General features: G+C 47.1%; 17 protein-coding genes. 4 read left to right on the forward strand and 13 right to left on the reverse strand.

Annotated features, from left to right (window positions below):
• Window positions 1-9 precede the first annotated feature (9 nt).
• The 4 genes from Q6A92_RS13300 (at window position 10) to Q6A92_RS13315 (ending at window position 2,985) form a co-directional block, all read left to right on the forward strand.
• A complete protein-coding gene (locus Q6A92_RS13300) occupies window positions 10-1,017 on the forward strand; it encodes an electron transfer flavoprotein subunit alpha/FixB family protein (RefSeq protein ID WP_332238397.1) in 1,008 nt (335 codons plus the stop codon).
• 133 nt (window positions 1,018-1,150) lie between these two features.
• Window positions 1,151-1,678, forward strand: coding sequence for a desulfoferrodoxin family protein (locus Q6A92_RS13305; RefSeq protein ID WP_274397300.1), 528 nt, complete (start codon window positions 1,151-1,153; stop codon window positions 1,676-1,678).
• A 34-nt stretch (window positions 1,679-1,712) separates the two neighbouring features.
• Complete coding sequence (coaD, locus tag Q6A92_RS13310; protein ID WP_274397301.1) at window positions 1,713-2,225, forward strand: pantetheine-phosphate adenylyltransferase; 513 nt, start codon at window positions 1,713-1,715, stop codon at window positions 2,223-2,225.
• A 322-nt stretch (window positions 2,226-2,547) separates the two neighbouring features.
• Window positions 2,548-2,985 carry an acyl-CoA thioesterase gene (locus Q6A92_RS13315; protein ID WP_332238398.1) on the forward strand — a complete coding sequence of 146 codons (438 nt, stop codon included), beginning with the start codon at window positions 2,548-2,550 and terminating at the stop codon, window positions 2,983-2,985.
• A 470-nt stretch (window positions 2,986-3,455) separates the two neighbouring features.
• Here the strand turns inward: Q6A92_RS13315 and Q6A92_RS13320 are convergent, their stop codons facing one another.
• From Q6A92_RS13320 to Q6A92_RS13380, 13 genes are all read right to left on the reverse strand, one after another.
• Complete coding sequence (locus tag Q6A92_RS13320) at window positions 3,456-4,607, reverse strand: acyl-CoA dehydrogenase (RefSeq protein ID WP_332238399.1); 1,152 nt, start codon at window positions 4,605-4,607, stop codon at window positions 3,456-3,458.
• Between the two features lie 81 nt (window positions 4,608-4,688).
• The gene (locus Q6A92_RS13325) at window positions 4,689-5,642 is read right to left on the reverse strand and encodes an MBL fold metallo-hydrolase (protein ID WP_332238400.1); all 954 of its coding nucleotides are present in this window, start codon (window positions 5,640-5,642) and stop codon (window positions 4,689-4,691) included.
• Window positions 5,643-5,644: 2 nt separating this feature from the next.
• Window positions 5,645-7,216: a class I adenylate-forming enzyme family protein gene (locus tag Q6A92_RS13330; RefSeq protein WP_274397305.1), complete on the reverse strand. Its 1,572-nt coding sequence runs from the start codon at window positions 7,214-7,216 to the stop codon at window positions 5,645-5,647.
• A gap of 38 nt (window positions 7,217-7,254) precedes the next feature.
• Window positions 7,255-8,526, reverse strand: a complete 1,272-nt coding sequence (locus tag Q6A92_RS13335; protein ID WP_274397306.1) for an MFS transporter — start codon at window positions 8,524-8,526, stop codon at window positions 7,255-7,257.
• Between the two features lie 56 nt (window positions 8,527-8,582).
• A complete protein-coding gene (locus tag Q6A92_RS13340; protein WP_332238401.1) occupies window positions 8,583-9,341 on the reverse strand; it encodes an enoyl-CoA hydratase/isomerase family protein in 759 nt (252 codons plus the stop codon).
• Between the two features lie 33 nt (window positions 9,342-9,374).
• Complete coding sequence (locus tag Q6A92_RS13345) at window positions 9,375-11,438, reverse strand: oxidoreductase (protein WP_274397308.1); 2,064 nt, start codon at window positions 11,436-11,438, stop codon at window positions 9,375-9,377.
• Between the two features lie 68 nt (window positions 11,439-11,506).
• Window positions 11,507-11,794 (reverse strand): 4Fe-4S dicluster domain-containing protein, encoded by a 288-nt coding sequence (locus Q6A92_RS13350; RefSeq protein ID WP_274397309.1) that lies wholly within the window; start codon window positions 11,792-11,794, stop codon window positions 11,507-11,509.
• A complete protein-coding gene (locus tag Q6A92_RS13355; protein WP_274397310.1) occupies window positions 11,791-13,080 on the reverse strand; it encodes an FAD-dependent oxidoreductase in 1,290 nt (429 codons plus the stop codon). Before Q6A92_RS13355 ends, Q6A92_RS13350 begins: the two co-directional genes overlap by 4 nt.
• 21 nt (window positions 13,081-13,101) lie before the next feature.
• Entirely contained in the window at window positions 13,102-14,049 is a 948-nt protein-coding gene (locus Q6A92_RS13360) for an electron transfer flavoprotein subunit alpha/FixB family protein (RefSeq protein WP_332238402.1), read from the reverse strand.
• Window positions 14,050-14,066: 17 nt separating this feature from the next.
• Window positions 14,067-14,834: an electron transfer flavoprotein gene (locus tag Q6A92_RS13365; protein WP_274397312.1), complete on the reverse strand. Its 768-nt coding sequence runs from the start codon at window positions 14,832-14,834 to the stop codon at window positions 14,067-14,069.
• 468 nt (window positions 14,835-15,302) lie between these two features.
• Complete coding sequence (locus Q6A92_RS13370; RefSeq protein ID WP_274397313.1) at window positions 15,303-16,100, reverse strand: TIGR03084 family metal-binding protein; 798 nt, start codon at window positions 16,098-16,100, stop codon at window positions 15,303-15,305.
• A 153-nt stretch (window positions 16,101-16,253) separates the two neighbouring features.
• Window positions 16,254-17,111: a GNAT family N-acetyltransferase gene (locus Q6A92_RS13375; protein ID WP_332238403.1), complete on the reverse strand. Its 858-nt coding sequence runs from the start codon at window positions 17,109-17,111 to the stop codon at window positions 16,254-16,256.
• 10 nt (window positions 17,112-17,121) lie between these two features.
• Window positions 17,122-18,120 (reverse strand): DUF2156 domain-containing protein, encoded by a 999-nt coding sequence (locus Q6A92_RS13380; protein ID WP_274397315.1) that lies wholly within the window; start codon window positions 18,118-18,120, stop codon window positions 17,122-17,124.
• Between the last annotated feature and the right edge of the window lie 4 nt (window positions 18,121-18,124).

Consider the following 18,124-nt stretch of genomic DNA (forward strand, 5'->3'; position numbering starts at 1 on the left):
GGAAAAACAATGGACGTTTCAAGTTGCAGCAATGTTTGGGTTTACCTTGAAGAAAAAGACGGCACGCTCAGAAATTCGTGCCTGGAATTGCTTAGCAGGGGCAGGGACATCGCCGATCGGACAGGCGGAAGATTGACCGGCGTATACATTGGGCAATCAGCCGATCAAGCCGCAAAAACAGCAGCAGAATACGGCGCGGACCAAACGATCCGGATCCACATCGCGGACGCAATCGGGACAGCCGGCAAGGCACAGGCGCTCGCCTCACTCACAGAAAAATACAGACCGGCAGTTATCTTGTTCAGCGATACCGACGATGGCAGCGAAATCGCAGCACGTCTGGCAGGAAAGCTAAAAACAAGCGCAGCAATGAATTGTCAGTCGCTGACGGCCGGCAAAGACGGCAGCATCGTCTGGACGCGTTCCATTTATGCAGGGAATGCCCTTTTATCACTGTCCAGCCCGGAAATCCGCCCGCAGATTGCCACATTCCGCGCCGGTGTTTTCGAGAAGAAAAAAAGTGAGACTGCCAAAGATATACAGATCGTTCAAGAAGAAATCGCCGGCATTCCAGGCAATTCTCATATTAAGATTATCGACACGATAAAAAATGCTCAGGATGCCTCCGGTATTCCGCTTGAAGAAGCAAAAGTCGTTGTCTCCGGCGGAAGGGGAATGGGAACGGCAGAGAATTTCGCTCTTGTCAAAGAATTAGCCGATCTCCTCGGCGGTGCCGTCGGCGCGACTCGCGCGGTGATCGATGCCGGATGGATCTCCGCTCCGCATCAGGTCGGACAATCGGGAAAAACAGTACGGCCGGATCTGTATATCGCCTGCGGCATCTCCGGTGCTATCCAGCATCTCTCCGGCATGAAGGGTTCAAAAATAATCGTTGCTATTAATAAAGATGCAGATGCGCCCATTTTTAAAATTGCCGATTATGCGGTCGTGGGGGATGTACTTGAGATTTTGCCTGCATTGATTGACGCCATTAAAGAAGAAAAATCCGCCGTATAAAATAGATTTCAGAATGACCGTCCCAACAATAGATTTTATGTATAGACTGCCCTCCTTATATTCAGTTATTTGGAGGGTTGGCCTCTATGCAGGTAGACTTTCAGCAGCTCAATAACCATCGGGAGATGAAAAAATGGACGCAAGGCAACTGAGATTACAAATGAAAAGGCAGAAAATACTCAACAAACGGCCGGAATTGATCAGTGCAGATCCCCATTTTTTTGTCTGCAACAAATGTCATCGACTGTTTATTCAAGAAATCAAGTCTTCACCGGCCTCCGATCCGACATGTTGCGGCCAGAAAATGGAGCAATTAATTCCAAAAGATAGCGGCAATGGAGAAGAAGAACACTTACCGCTGCTGACATTCACCGGAGGCATCTCAAAATCTCATGCGGCAAAAGTTGAAATCAGCAGCCGGCCGCATCCCATGGATAAAACGCATCGGATCGAGTGGGTCTATTTAAAAACAGCTACAGGCAGTCAATTCAAAAGACTGAGAGTCGCGCAATATCCGCTTGTCACTTTTGCACTTGCCGATGAGGACGCTTACGCTTACTGTAACCGTGATGTTTGTATTAATTGCGTCTTTCACTGCAAACGCGGTTTTGCTGCTTACGCCTATTGTAATCGCCACGGTTTGTGGAGAGTTCAGATTTAGCACGCCCTGTTTCACTAAAAAAGGAGGAAGCGTCATGTTACAAACCGCTATTTATCCCGGCAGTTTCGATCCGGTGACACGGGGTCATCTCGACATTATTACACGCGGAAGCCAGATATTTGATCACCTCATCGTCGCCGTTCTCAATAACTCATCAAAGCGGCCGTTGTTTACTCTTGAAGAACGAATGCTTTTGCTGCTCAAAGCGGCCGGACATCTTAAAAATGTGTCAATCGACAGCTTCGACGGTCTGCTTGTCGATTATCTTAAGAAAAAAAAGTGTGCGATCATTCTGCGCGGTCTGCGGGCCATTTCCGATTTCGAATATGAACTGCAGATTTCATCTGTTAATAAAAAATTGGCTCCAGAAGCTGAGACATGTTTCATCATGAGCAGCAATCAGTATTCCTTTTTGAGTTCAAGTATTGTCAAAGAAATTGCCCAGCAAGGCGGCGATGTATCCGAATTTGTTCCTCCCGCCTCCGATCGGGCGTTAAAAATGAAATACGGCTTTTCGATTCAATGCCCATCCTTGATGGAGAGATAACCGCTCGCACGATCTGAAATCGTGACAATTGTGTCAACTCACTGAACCTGAGGAACGGAGCAGGCGGCGGATATTCCACCTGTTTTATTTGAAGTACGGTATTTTGCGGTGCAAACGCGTTGAACTTTATTTACAGGAAATCAACAAAAATCCGGTTTCCTTTTGATGAAACTATAAATGAAATCGGCGTTAAATTAAGAACTTGATAAGGTTACGTATGAAATATTCTATTAGTCTATCGCTGCAATAACGGTCCGGATAACCGGACAGATAAATAGAATAGAAAAAGAAATTCTAAATCAGCTGCGGGAGGAATCATGCAATGTTTAAGACCCACCTGACTGTTCGACTGAATGACTGTGACGGCATGCGCCATGTAAACAATGCTGTCTACTATACCTACTTTGAAGAAGGGACGCGGGGAATTTTTCGGCTGTTCACACCCAGTCTCGATTTAAATGATTTTCAAGTCATCGTGGCGTCCTCACATTGTGACTATCTTCATCAGACGACTTATAATGAAAAGATTACGGTTTATACGTGGATCGGGTCTATTGCTCATTCAAGTTTCAACGTCGAACATGCCGTTTCAGATGAAGAAGGACGCTGGCATGCGCGGGGGCACGTGACATTAGTTCATTTCGACTACCGGCAGAAAAAATCCGGGCCGCTTTCCGAAAGCATGAAACGGATTTTACTTCAACATCAGCAGGGACCGGAGGGAGTCCCGGAATTGCGCATGTGTCAACATTCTCTGTGATAGAATCAAAAAACGACGCTCAGAAAAGGCCGTACATAAGAACAAGTCGTTTAGATACATCTGCCCTTATCGCCAGCCTTATGCCCCGGCCGGGATCCGGATTTTCAACGATTTCCGCCAAGTTGTTTGTTACATTCACCTGTTCTTGCTGCTTTTCGTATCAGATTCTTGTCGGGCCCATAAGTCTAGCGCCGATCGTTCCGCCAATGTCCGCTCGTCTTCCTCCCTTCCGGCATTCAATCGGCCGAGTGATCAAACAACGCGGAAAAGACTGTTCCAATCGTCCGTACGGGGCCGCCTGAAACGGAGGTTTGTCCGGATGCTGTCTCTTCAGCAAAAGATGGGCACTGGGTGTCAGGAAAAACGCAAAAAAAGCGAGCGGTCATTTTAACCGCTCACTTTTTTTATTCACTTTATTTGAGCCATATTTTATATACGATTTTGCTTAATCATTCATATCGAGCTGACGCTTACTGATACTGCTTTAAAATTGCCCGGCCGGCAATATGGATCATGATCTCGTCTGTTCCTCCGCCGATCCGATGCACACGGGCATCGACCCAAAGGCGGGAGATCCGGCAGTCAGTCGTATAGCCGATCCCTCCCATAATCTGCATCGCATCGTCGATCACTTCGTTCGCTGACTGTGCACAGTATAGCTTAGCCAAAGCCGACGAGATCTGTACGGGTTGATGATGATCGATTTCCCACGCGCACTTATAGACCATGTTTCGCATATTCTCAATCTTAATTTTCATATACGTAATTTTCTCCTGAATCAACTGCCGGCTGCCGATCGGCTTACCGAACTGTACCCGCTGATTGGCATATTTTGCGGCATCTTCAAAAGCACACTCAGCCATGCCGAGCAGCGAAGCAGCGATATACAGCCGCTCAACCTCAAAATTAATCATCGCCTGCATGAAACCGTCGCCTTCAACGCCGACAAGATCTTTTTCTTCCAGTTCGACATTCTCAAGATAAACCTCGCACGTATCAAGCATATGCCAGCCGATCTTGTCAATGCGCTCAATTTTGACACCCGGCGCATTCATCGGGATCCACCACATCGAGAAAGCGTGCCGCTTATTTACATCATCCGATTCATCAGCATTTCTGGCCAGGCAGAGCATGTAAGGCGCCCGGGCGGCATTGCTCATAAACGTCTTATGACCGTTAATGAATACTTTTCCATCCTTTCTCCTGAAAGTGGTCTGAATCGAACTGCTGTCAGACCCTGCCTGCGGCTCGGTAAAACCGAGAACAAAAGCAATTCTTCCCGCCTTAATGGCATCCATCGTATCCTTTTTTTGACTCTCCGAGCCAAACTTCAGCATATCGGCAATCGATAATGCCTGTCCAAAGGTAAAGTGCGGACCGCCATTTTTAGTAATCTCCTCGGCAACCAGCATCGTGGTTGTCGTATCGACAGGCGTTCCTCCATATTCTTCCGGAATACCAAGCAAATTAAATCCATTATCAGCCAATGCTTTTTCAAATCTGGTTGGGTATTGCTTATTCGCATTGCAATATTTCATATAATCTTCCGTACAGTCGCGCGCCATAATTTCCCGCAAACTCTCAAGCAGCAGTTCTTGTTCTTCCGTTATCGTAAAATCCATCTCAAACACACTCCATCTATCATTTTTGCTGAAAGATCAGATCAACGATAATCCATGGGAAACATCGCTGACAGATCCTCATCATTGTCTCTGAATACGATGACCGCATACGAGATGATCCAGATGAGCCACGGTTTCCGTAAACGCCATCCATCTCTGCCCTGGGGACAACTGTTCCCACGCAACACCGCCGGTTGACCAGTTCACTTTCCCTGCAAGTTCATAACTGTTTGCATGCGGCCATTCAAATGTGAGACGTTCGATTTCATTCAGTCTTTTTTGGTGGTGCTTAATCAGCTGGTTAATGCGTTCGGTAGCGGGCATACCGCTATTTCCGTGTCCGGGAAAAGCAAACTGAATGACCATCTTTTTTAAATTGTATAAACTTTGCAAGTAATTTCCTAATGGATCACGGATTCCAGGCATAAAACCAATGACCGGACTAATGGCAAAAAGCACATGATCGCCCGTCATCATCAACTGACGTTCTGGTAGATAAAGGCACATATGGCCCGGCGTATGTCCTGGCGTCGAAATGCATGTCCATTCGTAAGAACCGATCCTCATCTTGCTGTGCCCGTCAAGTAAACGAAGATTCCCTGCTTTTAAAAAGTCCTTTTTTCTACCAGCTTTTGGGCGGTAAAATTGACTAATCTCCTGTATCGGAAACCCTTCATCTTTACTCCGTTTCATGAGCTGAAAAAAATAAGATTCGGACGTTTTCCTAAGTGAAAAAAGATACTCTTGACGACTGATCGCAACGGTGGAGAATGTGTTTCCAAGTGTATAAGCAAGTTCCGCATGGTCAGGGTGGCAATGAGTCAGAAAAATATCTGTCCTTTTTGGGTCAATTGACAGATCATGGATTCCCTCTTTAAAAGCATGCAAACTCTCCGGGGTGTTAAGACCCGTATCGACAATCAGGCTCTTCTCCCGGCTTTTGACGATATAAGCATTGACGCTTTTCAGAGGATTGCCTTGTAAAGGCATTTCAATTAAATAGACATCCGGATGTGAGAAAACTTTTCTGACCACACTCAGCCCACCTTGTTTTGAATCGTCATTTTCTCTCTGAATTTCTGCACAAGTTTGTATTTTTGCATCTTACCCGCATCATTCCTTGGAAAACAATCAATCGTTTCTATATAAAGCGGTTTTTTATAACTAGCCAGATATTTTTTGCAATGCTCCTGCAGTTCACTCAGCGTCATGGACATGCCTTTCCTGAGCTGTAACACTGCCATGATTGCTTCCCCAAACTTTTTATCCGGAATGCCGAAGACAATACAGTCTTGGACTTTCTCATGTTTTCGGATCACATCGGCTACCTCTTGTGCGAACACATTCTCTCCGCCGGTTTTGATCATTTCTTTCTTTCGAGACATGAGATAAAAGTTGCCATTGACATCTTTCTTCATCATGTCACCCGTTCGCAGCCACCCATGCGCAAGCCTGACCTTTTCTGTCAGTTTGGGCTGATCATAATAACCGGCCATGATCGTCGGTCCTCTGACGATACACTCGCCAATTTTCCCGATCGGCACTTCCTTATCGTCTTCTCCCAGTATCTTCATCTCAATAAAAGGCATCGGTTTCCCGATACTGGCAGCTTCAGGAAGCTGCCAGTCCGCCATTTCAAGTGTCAGTACAAGACTGGATCCCGTGCCGCTCTCCGTCTGACCCCATCCGTAATTCATTTGACAATTTGGAAATCCCTGATAAATTTTTCTGATAATTTCCGGTGTCGTACTCCCCGCCGCACTTTGAACAAGCCGCACGGAACGAACATCATAGTTGCGGAAAGACGGAAACTCAAGAAGCCGCAGATAGGATGAAGGTGGCAATAACAATAAATATGTGACTTGTTCGTGTTCAATGGCAGACAATATGTTCTGCTCATTAAAGTGATCGCAAATAATCAGGGTCGCTCCGGCACCAATGACTGAGGTAAACCAACTGTGCCCGCCGTGATGATCCATTGGACATTGAATCAGAACCGTCTCATCCGAAGTTGCCCCGATTTTGCTTGACATCATCACACTGATGATTTCCGCTATATCGCTAAAGTGAGTCCGCATCACCCCTTTAGGAAGCCCTGTCGTACCGCCGGTGAATTGAATGCGCGACAAGGCATATCCGTTCTTGTAAAGAGGGGGTTCCTCAGTGCTTTCTGTGAAAAGCGTGTACAAACTGATCTCTTTGGTGTGAGTCTGCTTTGCATCGATAATAAACTGAACCGTTGGAAAATCATTTTCTATAGAAGAAACTTTCTCTCTGCATGCTTCAGCAAAGATTAAACTTTTGCAACGTGAAGACCGCAAAAGAAACTTCAGTTCTTTGGCAATCAATCGCGTATTCAGCGGAACAGCCACAGCCCCAATCTTTTGAAGTGCATAATAGATTTCAATTAATCGAATGGAATTGGGGAACAGATAACCGACCGGATCACCGGATCTGATGCCCAGTCTGCGCAATCCATAGGTGAGGCGATTAACGGTTTCATTGAGTTGTCGATAGGTCATCCGTTCCTGCCCATGAACAAGCGCTGTTTTCTGAGGATAACGTCCAGCGTTCAGCAACAAGAATTCTGCAACATTCTGGTAAAGCAAGATACTTTCTCTCCTTTCTTCCTAAAATCGAAATCGGTTTACAAATTGATCTCATACCGAGATCTTAGTTTTCTGCTTGTCACTCGCGTCAGGACGACAAGCAAGACAACGATCACATAGGCAGCCAAACAGATCTCCCATGAAAGGCTGTACGAATGTGTTCGATCAAAAATAATCCCGACAGCAATGGGAGTCAGTGCACCGAACGCACCGTTCGCAACTGTAATCCACGAATAGATCTGACTGTACTCTTTGGTGCCGAACGTTCCGCGCACGGCCATCGGCGGAATAACCACAATGGCCGCGTAGGCTCCGCCAAAAAGAAAAGTTCCGATGAAAAAAAGGATCAGGCGATTCCCGGACAGAAGAAGTGTGGTGACACCCAGTAAACCGCATAAACAACCGACAATGGCTGCTTTGGCGAATCCCCATCGATCCGTCAGGCCTCCCAGCACAATTTTTCCGAAAATGCCGCCGATCATAATGCAGGAAACACCGGTCGCTCCCACTGTCGGCGACAATCCCACAGATACTGCATACCCAGGGACCTGTTGGAGCATCGAGGCACTCATGACGAGCAGTCCGGAGAAAATAAAAACGAAGTAAAAAGGAAACGTTTTCGCTGCTTGCCTGGCCGTCATACCTCGGATGGCCTGTCCTTCCCGGTTATTTACCGCATTTTCATCTGTTCCGTAGGGTCTCAGGCCGATATCCTCCGGCCGATATTTCAAGAAAGCGATGACTAGCGGAACCGACAGTAAAATCGAAGCCAACCCAAGAACAATTCTCGCCACACGCCATCCATGTTGTGTAATCAGCAAACTGCCGAGCGGGTTGGTAAAAGCAGCGACTAGGCTGGCACCGGCTGCAACAATGCCAAGAATCGTGCCGACATATTTTTTAAACCAATTATTAATTAACAACGGAATCGGAATATACATTAAAAACGCATAGCAGATTCCAAGAATGACGCCGGCAATATACCAGTCAGTCAGCGAATGGAACGCTGCGCTTAAAGCATAAGTCGCCCCCATCACAAAACATGAAAGCCCGATCGACAATTTAATATTTATTTTCGGTAATACGATTCCGACAATCGGCAGTGTGACGGTCATGACGATCTGAATAATCGTCAGATAGAAATTCATTTTCGCAAGCGGCCAGCCCATCTCAGCGCTGACGGGCTGAAGATAGATACCGGCCGTGTTGGCAACAATTCCCAATACACAGGCATTGACCGCGCAACAACATGCAAATATTTTCCAGGCATAATGAATGTTTCCCGATCTCCGGCCGCGAATTTTATTCATTCATTGACACCTCCTATCCATTGAATCTAAAATGACTGTCAGATCGATACCATACATTATTTGTTAAAATTTTTTGCCATTATCTGATATTCCCGCGTTTGCGTACAAAAGGGTGAAGCCGTCGATTCCGCCTCCAAAATCAGATGGAGCATCGGGCGCAAGACACCGTTCGTGATGTTTTTAGTGATCTGCACAGCAGGCGCAGACAGTCCGGCAATGCTTTCAGCCAGTTCCATAGTCTCTTTCTCCAAATTGTCCGGTGTGGCTATTCTGTTAGCGAAACCAAGCCGACAAGCCTCATCTGCGCCAACTGTCCGACCCGAATACCACAATTCCTTGGCACGGTAGGGACCTATGAGCTGCGGAAGAAACAGCATCGCTCCCATCTCAGGCACAATCCCGATTTGAACAAAATTTGCAATGAATTTCGCTCGGTCCGAAACAACAATTAAGTCACAGGCGAGCGCAAGGCTCATCGCTCCTCCGATCGCATAGCCATCAACCATTGCAATCACTGGTTTGTTCAGCTGCTGAATTGTCAGTACTGTGCGTGTATATTTTTTCAGTAATTGCCGGCTTTGACCAACCGTCAGGTTTCGTCCCTCATTTTGTTTCAGATCACCGCCCGCAGAGAAATGTTCACCCTGGCCTTTTAAAACGATGACCCGGACGTTTGCATCATTGTCTAAAGCCATCAGATTGACGGTCAGATCGTCCATCATCTGACCGTCGATGGCATTTTTCCTTTGCGGTTTATTTATTACAAGAAAAGCAATACCGTCTTTTTTCATCTCATAATAGATTGTTTTTTCCACGGAACGTCGCTCCTTTCTATTATCCAGAACATTCTACAGATGAATGGCTGCGCGATAGCCGGCTTTCGTTGCATCGGCCATCCGTGCCGGTTCGATACAATCCCCGACGGCGTATATTTCCTTCACTCTGGACTTGAGTGCATCAACAAGCTCCATATTCTTTTCAAAACCCAGTGTAACGGTGACCGTGTCCGCCGGTGTAAAATATTCATGGCCCTCCTGATTTTCTGCAAAAACGCCGGTCTCATTAATACGTGTGACTTTTGTCTGTGCATTGAGCGTAACATGCGGCGACTTTTTAAAAGCACTGCGGATATGGAAACGGTCGCTGCCGCCCACATCCCAGCCGATTTTTTTTCTTTCCTCGAAAATGGTAAGTTCGCGGTTGTGCTTCATCATTTCCTTGCCCAGTTCACACCCCGGCAGGCCGCCGCCGATAATCGCGATTCTTTTCCCAAGCGGCCAGTGAGAAAGGCTCATGAATGTTCTTGCAAGCTGAGGGGTGTAGAAAAATCTCAGAAAGACCGATCCGCAATTCCACATCACTTTATTGAATAATCCCGGCTTTTTGGGCGGCTTCCCATTGAGCATTTCAAGAAAATCATGAGACTGAACCACATGCTTCCCTTTGCTGCCGGGAACATCGAGCGAGACAGGATGCCCGCCAACGGCAACAATGACCGCGTCAGGTTTAATTGCATCAACTAATTCAGGTGTCACCTTTGTATGAAGCTTTACTTTGATTTCCGGATGTTTTTTGAGATATGTCTGATAATAGTTTTTGAGACGTTCATACATCGGGCTGAAAATGGCACTCATGACAAGGCAGCCGCCAATTCTCGGACCTCGTTCATAGATTGTTACCTGATGGCCTCTTTCCGCTGCCGTTTTTGCAGCAGACAACCCACCAGGGCCGCTGCCGATAACCATCACACGCTTTACACGTTCGACCGGCTTGAACGGTTGGTCTAATTCCGCGCCAAGCCGCGGGTTCACACCGCAATATTCAAGCGGCTTACCCTCGCTGACTACGTCATCAAGGCAGCGGCAGCAGCAAATACACATGTTGATATCTTCGGGACGATCTTCTATCACTTTTCTGACGAATTCCGGATCAGCAATGTTATAGCGCAGCCCGGCGATCAAATCTGCTTTCCCTTGTTTCAGTATCTGTTCCATAATAAACGGATCGGTTTCACGATATCCGGTTGCTACTGGTTTCTTCGCAACTTGTTTGATCTTCTCCGATACCCAGGACCAGTGGCCGTCCGGTATATCTTTTGTTGTCAGCGGAACCGAAGACTCATGCCAGCCGATTGCCAGATTGTGCATGTCAATGCCTGCCCGTTCCAGATAAGGAACGACGGCCAGCGACTGTTCAACATCCATCCCCTCCTGAATGCCTTTCACATATTCAATGGGCGACCAGCGGCATAATATGGCAAAGTCAGGTCCGCAAGCTTTTCTGATCGCTTGAATCACTTCGACCGTCAGCCGGCAGCGGTTCTCAAGGCTGCCGCCATATTCATCGGTTCGATTGTTTGTTGCAGGGGATATAAATCGGTTTAGAATCCCGCCAACGCCGGCCATCACTTCCACACCGTCCCAGCCGGCTTTCTGAAGTGTCCGTGCACAGCGTACCATCTGTTCTTTAAAGATCTCGATGTGCTCTTTTTTCATCGGCGTGAACGGTGTCATCCCTTTCAGAATCACGACATTCGATGGTCCCCAAGGTTTTTCTTCCTCTTCATCCGAAGGTTTCCAATCGTGGACGGCCCACGGCTGTCCGATCAGAAACGCACCAGCAGGTTTCACCGCATCCGCCATTTTTTTCAATCCGTTTAGGTGCCGATCATTGTAAGCAAATGGCAGCGGATGGCCGAAACCCGGCCTGCGATAAAAAAAGGCCACCGTCTGGCAGATCAGTGCCGTTTGTCCCGCCGCACGCTCCTGAAGATAATGGAGCATGCGCGGCGTCGGTCCGCCTTCATCATCCACATACCCATGCCCCGGCGACATTGAAGTCGTCATCATTCTGTTCTTTAAGACCATGTTTCCAATCTGAATTGGAGAACTTAGCGTGGGAAATCGCGTCATTTCTTATTCCACCTTTGCTTATATAAATCACTCTATCATCTGTTTCCGCAGGGCTGGAAAGACTCCCCTCAACCTTGTCTGTAAACAATACCGAACCCGCCCTCCGGATAGTCCCAATCTGTAATAAATCTGGACATGCTTAATACTCTGCATGTCCCGCACTCCAGACATCCGGCATAATCAAAGGTTAGGGTATTCTGCTCGTTTAATTTGTAAAGTCCGGCAGGACAAGCCAGCATGAGTTTCTTCAAATGCTCTCTATCCGGAAAATCACAATTGATCCGGATATGTGCGCGTGCCTCGTTGACATGAATTTTGTCGACACTGAGTTTTTGTTCCGTACTCAACGGGTTCATAAAGCTCTAACCCCCTTAAAGGCATCTTTTAGAAGCCGAAGAATGCCTACTCGTTTCACGCTTTTTCTCACCTTTGACAACAGAGTCACAGATTCATGTCCGTCCACAACAAACAGATCGTGCATCAAAGTATTCACCATTGCCGGATAATCGTTATAGATCCGATGATTCTCCATAAAAGCAGGAAAATTCCGGTACCGCTTTAAATCTTTCAAAACGAAACTTTGATCCAACGCCTTCTGATAGGCGGATAATGTATTTGCCGAATAATCTTGCCTTTCTTTCGCCTGTATGACCGTCTCAGCAGCCAGCCTGCCGGATTCAATTGCCAGATCCATTCCCCGTACCATGTAGCCAATATTGATAACAAAATTGGCTGCATCGCCAGTGACAAGAACGCCGTCCCGATACAAAACGGGAATGCTCTTCAAGCCGCCTTCAGGCACAAGATGAGCGGAATATTCGGTCAGCGTTCCTCCCTTGATCAGTGGACGAATCAAATCATGATTTTTGAAATCGTCAAGCATCGCCGGCACGCTTTTGTCCGAAAAACCGATGTCGGCAACAGTTGTCACAATACCTAATGAAATACTCGTTCTGTTGGTATATAGGAAACCACCGCCGATAGTCCCTCCGGTGCAGGAACCAGCAAACAGCCAGGCCAATCCATCATCGTCTGTCAAGTTAAATCGATCCTGAATTTGCTTTTCACCCAGCTCAATGATTTCTTTAACACCGACCGCGACCTGATCGGGAGAAAGTTCCTGTTTCAATCCTGCCTTCTGTGCGAGCAATGAATTGACGCCATCCGCCAGTATGACGACATCCGCTTCCATTCTTTCATCGCCGGCAACAATCCCGCATACTTTTCCATTGTGAATAATCAGGTCATCCACCCGAACACCGTAGATAAACATGGCGCCTCTGTTTTCAGCCTGCTCAGCCAGCCAGCGATCAAATTTCGCGCGCAGAACAACATAAGAAGATTGTTCAAGGGCAGCTGATTCCCCGCTTAAATAATCAAGCGTTGTTGCTGCCCGGTCAGTCATCAGACTGATTCGTTCCTTCGTGACTTTACGTTCAATCGGAGCGGCGGACGCAAAATTCGGAATCAGTTTTTCCAGACTGTGCCCGTACAGCCGCCCGCCGGTCATATTTTTTGAACCGCTGTAATCGCCCCGTTCAACAACAACAACTTCCATTCCCGCACCGGCAAGTACATAGGCCGCCGTCGATCCGGCGAGCCCGCCGCCAACAATAATAGCGTCAAATTTTTCTTCGCTCATTTGTCTTCACCATATTTCTTTTTATTGCTGCACAAGCTTTATCAATTCCGGAACTACTTTGTACAGATCACCGACGAGCCCGTAGTCCGCCTCGCGGAAAATGGGTGCGTTTTTGTCCTTATTGACAGCAACGATAATCCGTGAGCGGCTCACACCGACCATGTGTTGAACCTGCCCGGAGATACCCAATGCAAAATAAATATCGGGTGCAATGATCGCACCGGATACGCCGACATAACGCTCTTTCGGCAGCCATTTTTCACCTTCGGCAACCGGCCGTGAACAAGCTATTTCTGCACCGAGCGTCGCGGCAAACTGCTCAATAAGTTTAAGATCTTCCTGTTTTTCCAGACCGCGACCGATGCTGACAACGTATTTAGCCTTATTAAGGCTGGCCGCTGCCTGTTTTTTAGGATGAGTGTTCAGGCGGACGATATGCGATTCGATGGGTACATCATTCAAGCTGATAATACCCGGACCTGGTGAAATGCCGGATTCCTCAGCAGATGCCGTGAAGACACCCGGTCCCACTAAAGCAATTTTCATGCGTGTCACAGGTTTCTCAGTCCGAACGGCCGCTCCTCCGTACACGAGATGCCGAATGGTCAAAATCCGCTCATCGATTACATCAAATTGAATGGCATCACTTACCACACCGGCCTTCAGCATGACACCTAAGCGTCCAGCCATCAATTTGTCTCGTCTGCTGCTTCTCATTAGAATCAGATCAGGCTGCTCTTGTTTGATAAGCGCCGCAACAACCAGTGTATAATTTTCCACTGGAATGTCTGTGGATGATTGGTCTATCCAGTAAATTTTCAGTCCATAGTCAGCGGCTCTTTCGGCTTCTTCCTTTGTTCCGATGACAAGGCCAGATGCCGTCTCGGCTAATTGTCCGGCCCCCGCCGACAGTTCTGCATAGTCCGCTAAATGATCGCTGAATACAAAAATTTTATTTAACTTTGCCACCCTGTTTGGCCTCCCGATCACAGTTCTTTCCGTAATTTGTCATACAGTCCGGCAACTTGTTCCGGCTCGTCGCCCTCGATTATCTCATGTTTGCGTGCCTGTTTTTGGGGAGCCAGTGTGTCGACAGTTTCAACCCGGCGATCGGCTGCTTCAAGATCGATATCGCTGGCCGACCAGCTTATACTCGGCTTTTTCCCCGCTCTTAAAATGTCCTTCATGGACGGAACACGGGTCTCAGCGATGTCGGCTGTTACCGACAGCACACATGGCAAAGGCATTCTGAGCGTCTCTGCACCATCCTCCAACGTTCGCTCCACAACAATGTTGTCGCCGTCCGGCGTGATTTTGCTGACACCGTTCATTGTGGCAGCATGCAGCAATTCTCCTAATTGAACGCCGACCTGCTGAGCATAAAGATCGGATGAACCTTCCCCGCAGAGAACCAGATCATAGTGCCCTACCTTTTGTAACGCAGCAGCCAGTACTTTAGCGGTCAAATAACTGTCCATTTCATTAAAAGGCTCGTCACTGATCAGCCGGAGTTCATGAGGTCCTCTTGATAGAATACTTTTTTTTAATTTAGTACTTTCAATCTGTGCGCCACCCGCCGTCACGGCAATTACTTTTCCACCCGTCGATTCGGCAATCTGCATACCGGCTTCGATTGCGATTAAATCATACTGACCGATCTTCAACTCTGCTCGATCAAACGCCAGCGTCCGATCGGCATTCACAACAATATCCTGTTCTTCCGGTACAATTTTGTAACATACAACAACATCCATACCCTCACTCCATTCTCAACTGTGGTCATCAATGAAGCCCGATCACTCCGTTATCCTGTGTGCACACGATGCATTGATTGATCGCGGCCTCACTTATATTAGAGAGCAAATGCCATGCCAACAAAAAATTTCTTCCTGTCTTCTTTGCCTTGTGCATCGGATTCAGCCATCAGTGTATACGCGAACTAAGGTATATTGCCCAGTATCTGTCCGGCTCAAAATAACGGGAAAACAAACTATTTTAATATCAGTTTGGTCACAAGGCTGTCATAAAAACTGCAGCATCGGAACAAAAGCAGAACAGTTTGCACGCCCGACGATCATCACGGAACAAAAGCAGTCGGTAATCCGGAAGTCGGTCAGCATTGCCTTTCACTAATCACTGACGATTTGCACCAGACTTATCGGGACGGGCCTATTTAAAAAAGGGCCGTTCCAGCAGACGGCCCTTATGACATCATATTGAGTTCAGCGCAGACGGCGCGCTGGCGGTGCTTCTTCCGCTTCTCCGGCAAAAGTCTGCACAATGCTGGCATACCGGCGGGCTTCCTGACCGACAACCGTTAAATCTGTATCCATCCAGTTACGTCGGCGGACCGATACAAGCGCCCATTCTTTCGCACTCCCCCTAATGTAATCAGCCGCTTGAGGATCTCCCTGAGTCCACAATTTCCCCGAAGGCAGCGTCAGTTCCAGATAAATCGGCGTTTCCGGCAGGTCAATATGATTAATGCGATAGGCATTGGGACGAGCCCGCCAAGACAAGAACAGCGTACTCTTGATCCGGTCTTCAACAACCGGTTCAAGCCCTAGAGCATCGCAAATATCCACAGAATGTCCCCAAAGTTCCATCAGTCGTGCCGATACGAGCGACTTGGCCGACATCGGCAATCCCGGTGCCCACGGAATGCGATCCTTTGGCTGAGTATCGTAGAATGTGGCTGTCATCTGCGTGCGTTCTTCACGCCACCAATTTAGTGCCTCTTCACCGGTCATATATCGATACTTAAGTGCGCGGTAATAGTCGTCCTGATCGGCTTCCTTTGAAATTTCCATTAAATCGCTGGCTGTTCCGCGCATTAATTTCTTGGCCGCATAATCAAAAAAAGCAATATGGATGATCTCGTCCTTAATATCCCACGTTTTGACAATCTCTGCCGGGATTTTCTTCAGAAATTGTTCTTCCGATAAATGATTGACGAGCCCGTCCACGTATACTTGTTCAGCAACGAGATCATTAATAATATCCTTCATACCTTCAGCCATGCTTTCAGCTCTCCTTCTTTTGGATCATTCGAGACAGCAATTTCTGTTTTAGAAAATGTCATCGGTAACTTTTCTGCAGAATTCCTGACTTTATATGCAGAACGGACGCACAATCAGGCAAGCCTTGTAAATCTTGTTCGGCTTGCAAGAGAGTCAGTTATACATCAGATTCATATAACCGGAAAAACATATGGGCCGCTCCGAACTCAGGAATTTAATACAGCCGATTGGTTCACCGGATTCACCGTATGAAACGCAAGTTGAAAGCAACACTTGTTCACGGCCATATGCCGACCCTATGCCATTTGCAAGATCGGATAATCCCTTAGAATCCATCGCGCAGCCTTCCTGAATCCACGGCAATCCTTTTTTCTCTGAGACAAATCCATAGGCAGCACACTCTCCATGTCTGTCCAGATAAAAAACATCGCCGCCCGTTGCACGGAATAACGCCATTTGCTTCAGCCAATCATCGCGCAAACGGACAATGAATCCATCCGTTAAGCGTACATTGTGTTCATATAACGCATTCATGCGCTCAACGTCTTTGTATTCCGCCTGTCTCAGATTCACATCCGATCTGTTGCCCGGACGAATTGTCCATTGGCTATTCTTGATAAAGAATCCCTGCTTATAGCCTAAACGCCGATAATAATCAAACAGGCGCCGCTCCTGGGGAATCAGCACAGTCGCTGCATCTCCCGCCGTTCGTCTAAGCCTTTCAACGTTTGCGAAAAGAAAGCGCATAATGCCGCGTCCTCGGTACTGCGGATGCGTGCAAGCTCCGTAGATATAGCTGACACGATCGACCCGTCGCCCGATTTTCAGCAAATACGGAAATACCTGCAGCATGGCGCAGAGTTTTCCTCTGTCTTGAACAATCAATGTATTCTGCAGATTAAAATAAGCCCGAAAGTAAATCCGTGAAAACTCTTCTTCTCCCGGAAATCCAAGCGCCCACAAATGCTGAATTTCCGAAAGATCACCTGAACTTGCATAGCGAATAATCATAAACAGCTCCTCAATATTCACGTTTGCAGGTTGCCTGATATTCGACATTAAGCCACACCGGGTGATAAGTCAATTTGGCTCGGCGAAGCCCCTTAATTCCTAAATCTTCTTCACGATTGATCCACTGGACTTGTCGGCAGTGATGCTGCGCAAACAGTTGGTTGATCATCTGGTAAGCGCCCACGATCTTGCGATCAGCCTTTTCAAATTGAACGATGAACGTATCGTTTAAACCTTGAATGCCGATAGCAAAGCCGATCAAACGATGATCCAAATAGAGTAAACTGCCGCGTAGCTTTAATCGGTCAAAATAATGAAAAGCACATATCAATGCCTGCCTTTCACCAAGTAAATAACGATTTTTATCCAAACTGTAACTGTTCATCCATTGTTCATGGAAAGACAGGACAGCGCCCATATCACTTTCAGACATGTTGCCATAATGCCATCTGCCGGCATATGTTTTCCGAAAATGATTGATATGGTTCTTCTTTTCATGAAATTTTCTTCCGCATAAATCAATCAAGTCTTCACTTCTATAGATATAATCTTCAGACCCTCTCATCTCACAAAAGCTGAATCGATTTGGGAATAAATGCTCAATTTTCTCCAGACCCTCGGCCGACAGGGCTGTAATGACCGGAATTTGGCCGTGCATGCCGGCATCTTCCAAGATTCGGAGAATTCCATTGGCAAAGTTTCCGGAACCGACAGGCATAAGATATACCGACCGGTCACCAATATAAGATCTCATTTTGATAAACAGAAGATCATCCGCGATACAAAATTGCGTGTTGAACTGCCGTTGCCAGATCAGCAAGTCCACAAAACAATAGCTGCTCGACCGGATATCTGAACATCTTACATAATCACTGATAACAGCCTGATTCTGAATAGTGATAGGTTTAAAAGACAACATGATAGAATTCCTCATAGTTCGTCCGATATTTAAACGCAGGCCTGCGACATGAAAACACCTTGCAGACAACCATAAAGATATTTCTGCCATCACA

It is taken from the genome of Sporolactobacillus sp. KGMB 08714 (assembly GCF_036598985.1).
In the GTDB taxonomy this organism is placed as follows: Bacteria; Bacillota; Bacilli; order Bacillales; family Sporolactobacillaceae; genus Sporolactobacillus.

Bases quoted from the DNA above. Each gene is read 5' to 3' on its own strand.
- Q6A92_RS13365 (WP_274397312.1), bottom strand. From the start codon at position 14,834: ATGGATGTTGTTGTATGTTACAAAATTGTACCGGAAGAACAGGATATT.
- Q6A92_RS13380 (WP_274397315.1), bottom strand. From the start codon at position 18,120: ATGGCAGAAATATCTTTATGGTTGTCTGCAAGGTGTTTTCATGTCGCA.
- Q6A92_RS13300 (WP_332238397.1), top strand. From the start codon at position 10: ATGGACGTTTCAAGTTGCAGCAATGTTTGGGTTTACCTTGAAGAAAAA.
- Q6A92_RS13305 (WP_274397300.1), top strand. From the start codon at position 1,151: ATGGACGCAAGGCAACTGAGATTACAAATGAAAAGGCAGAAAATACTC.
- coaD (WP_274397301.1), top strand. From the start codon at position 1,713: ATGTTACAAACCGCTATTTATCCCGGCAGTTTCGATCCGGTGACACGG.
- Q6A92_RS13320 (WP_332238399.1), bottom strand. From the start codon at position 4,607: ATGGATTTTACGATAACGGAAGAACAAGAACTGCTGCTTGAGAGTTTG.
- Q6A92_RS13370 (WP_274397313.1), bottom strand. From the start codon at position 16,100: ATGGCTGAAGGTATGAAGGATATTATTAATGATCTCGTTGCTGAACAA.
- Q6A92_RS13350 (WP_274397309.1), bottom strand. From the start codon at position 11,794: ATGAACCCGTTGAGTACGGAACAAAAACTCAGTGTCGACAAAATTCAT.
- Q6A92_RS13355 (WP_274397310.1), bottom strand. From the start codon at position 13,080: ATGAGCGAAGAAAAATTTGACGCTATTATTGTTGGCGGCGGGCTCGCC.
- Q6A92_RS13335 (WP_274397306.1), bottom strand. From the start codon at position 8,526: ATGAATAAAATTCGCGGCCGGAGATCGGGAAACATTCATTATGCCTGG.
- Q6A92_RS13375 (WP_332238403.1), bottom strand. From the start codon at position 17,111: ATGATTATTCGCTATGCAAGTTCAGGTGATCTTTCGGAAATTCAGCAT.
- Q6A92_RS13315 (WP_332238398.1), top strand. From the start codon at position 2,548: ATGTTTAAGACCCACCTGACTGTTCGACTGAATGACTGTGACGGCATG.
- Q6A92_RS13345 (WP_274397308.1), bottom strand. From the start codon at position 11,438: ATGACGCGATTTCCCACGCTAAGTTCTCCAATTCAGATTGGAAACATG.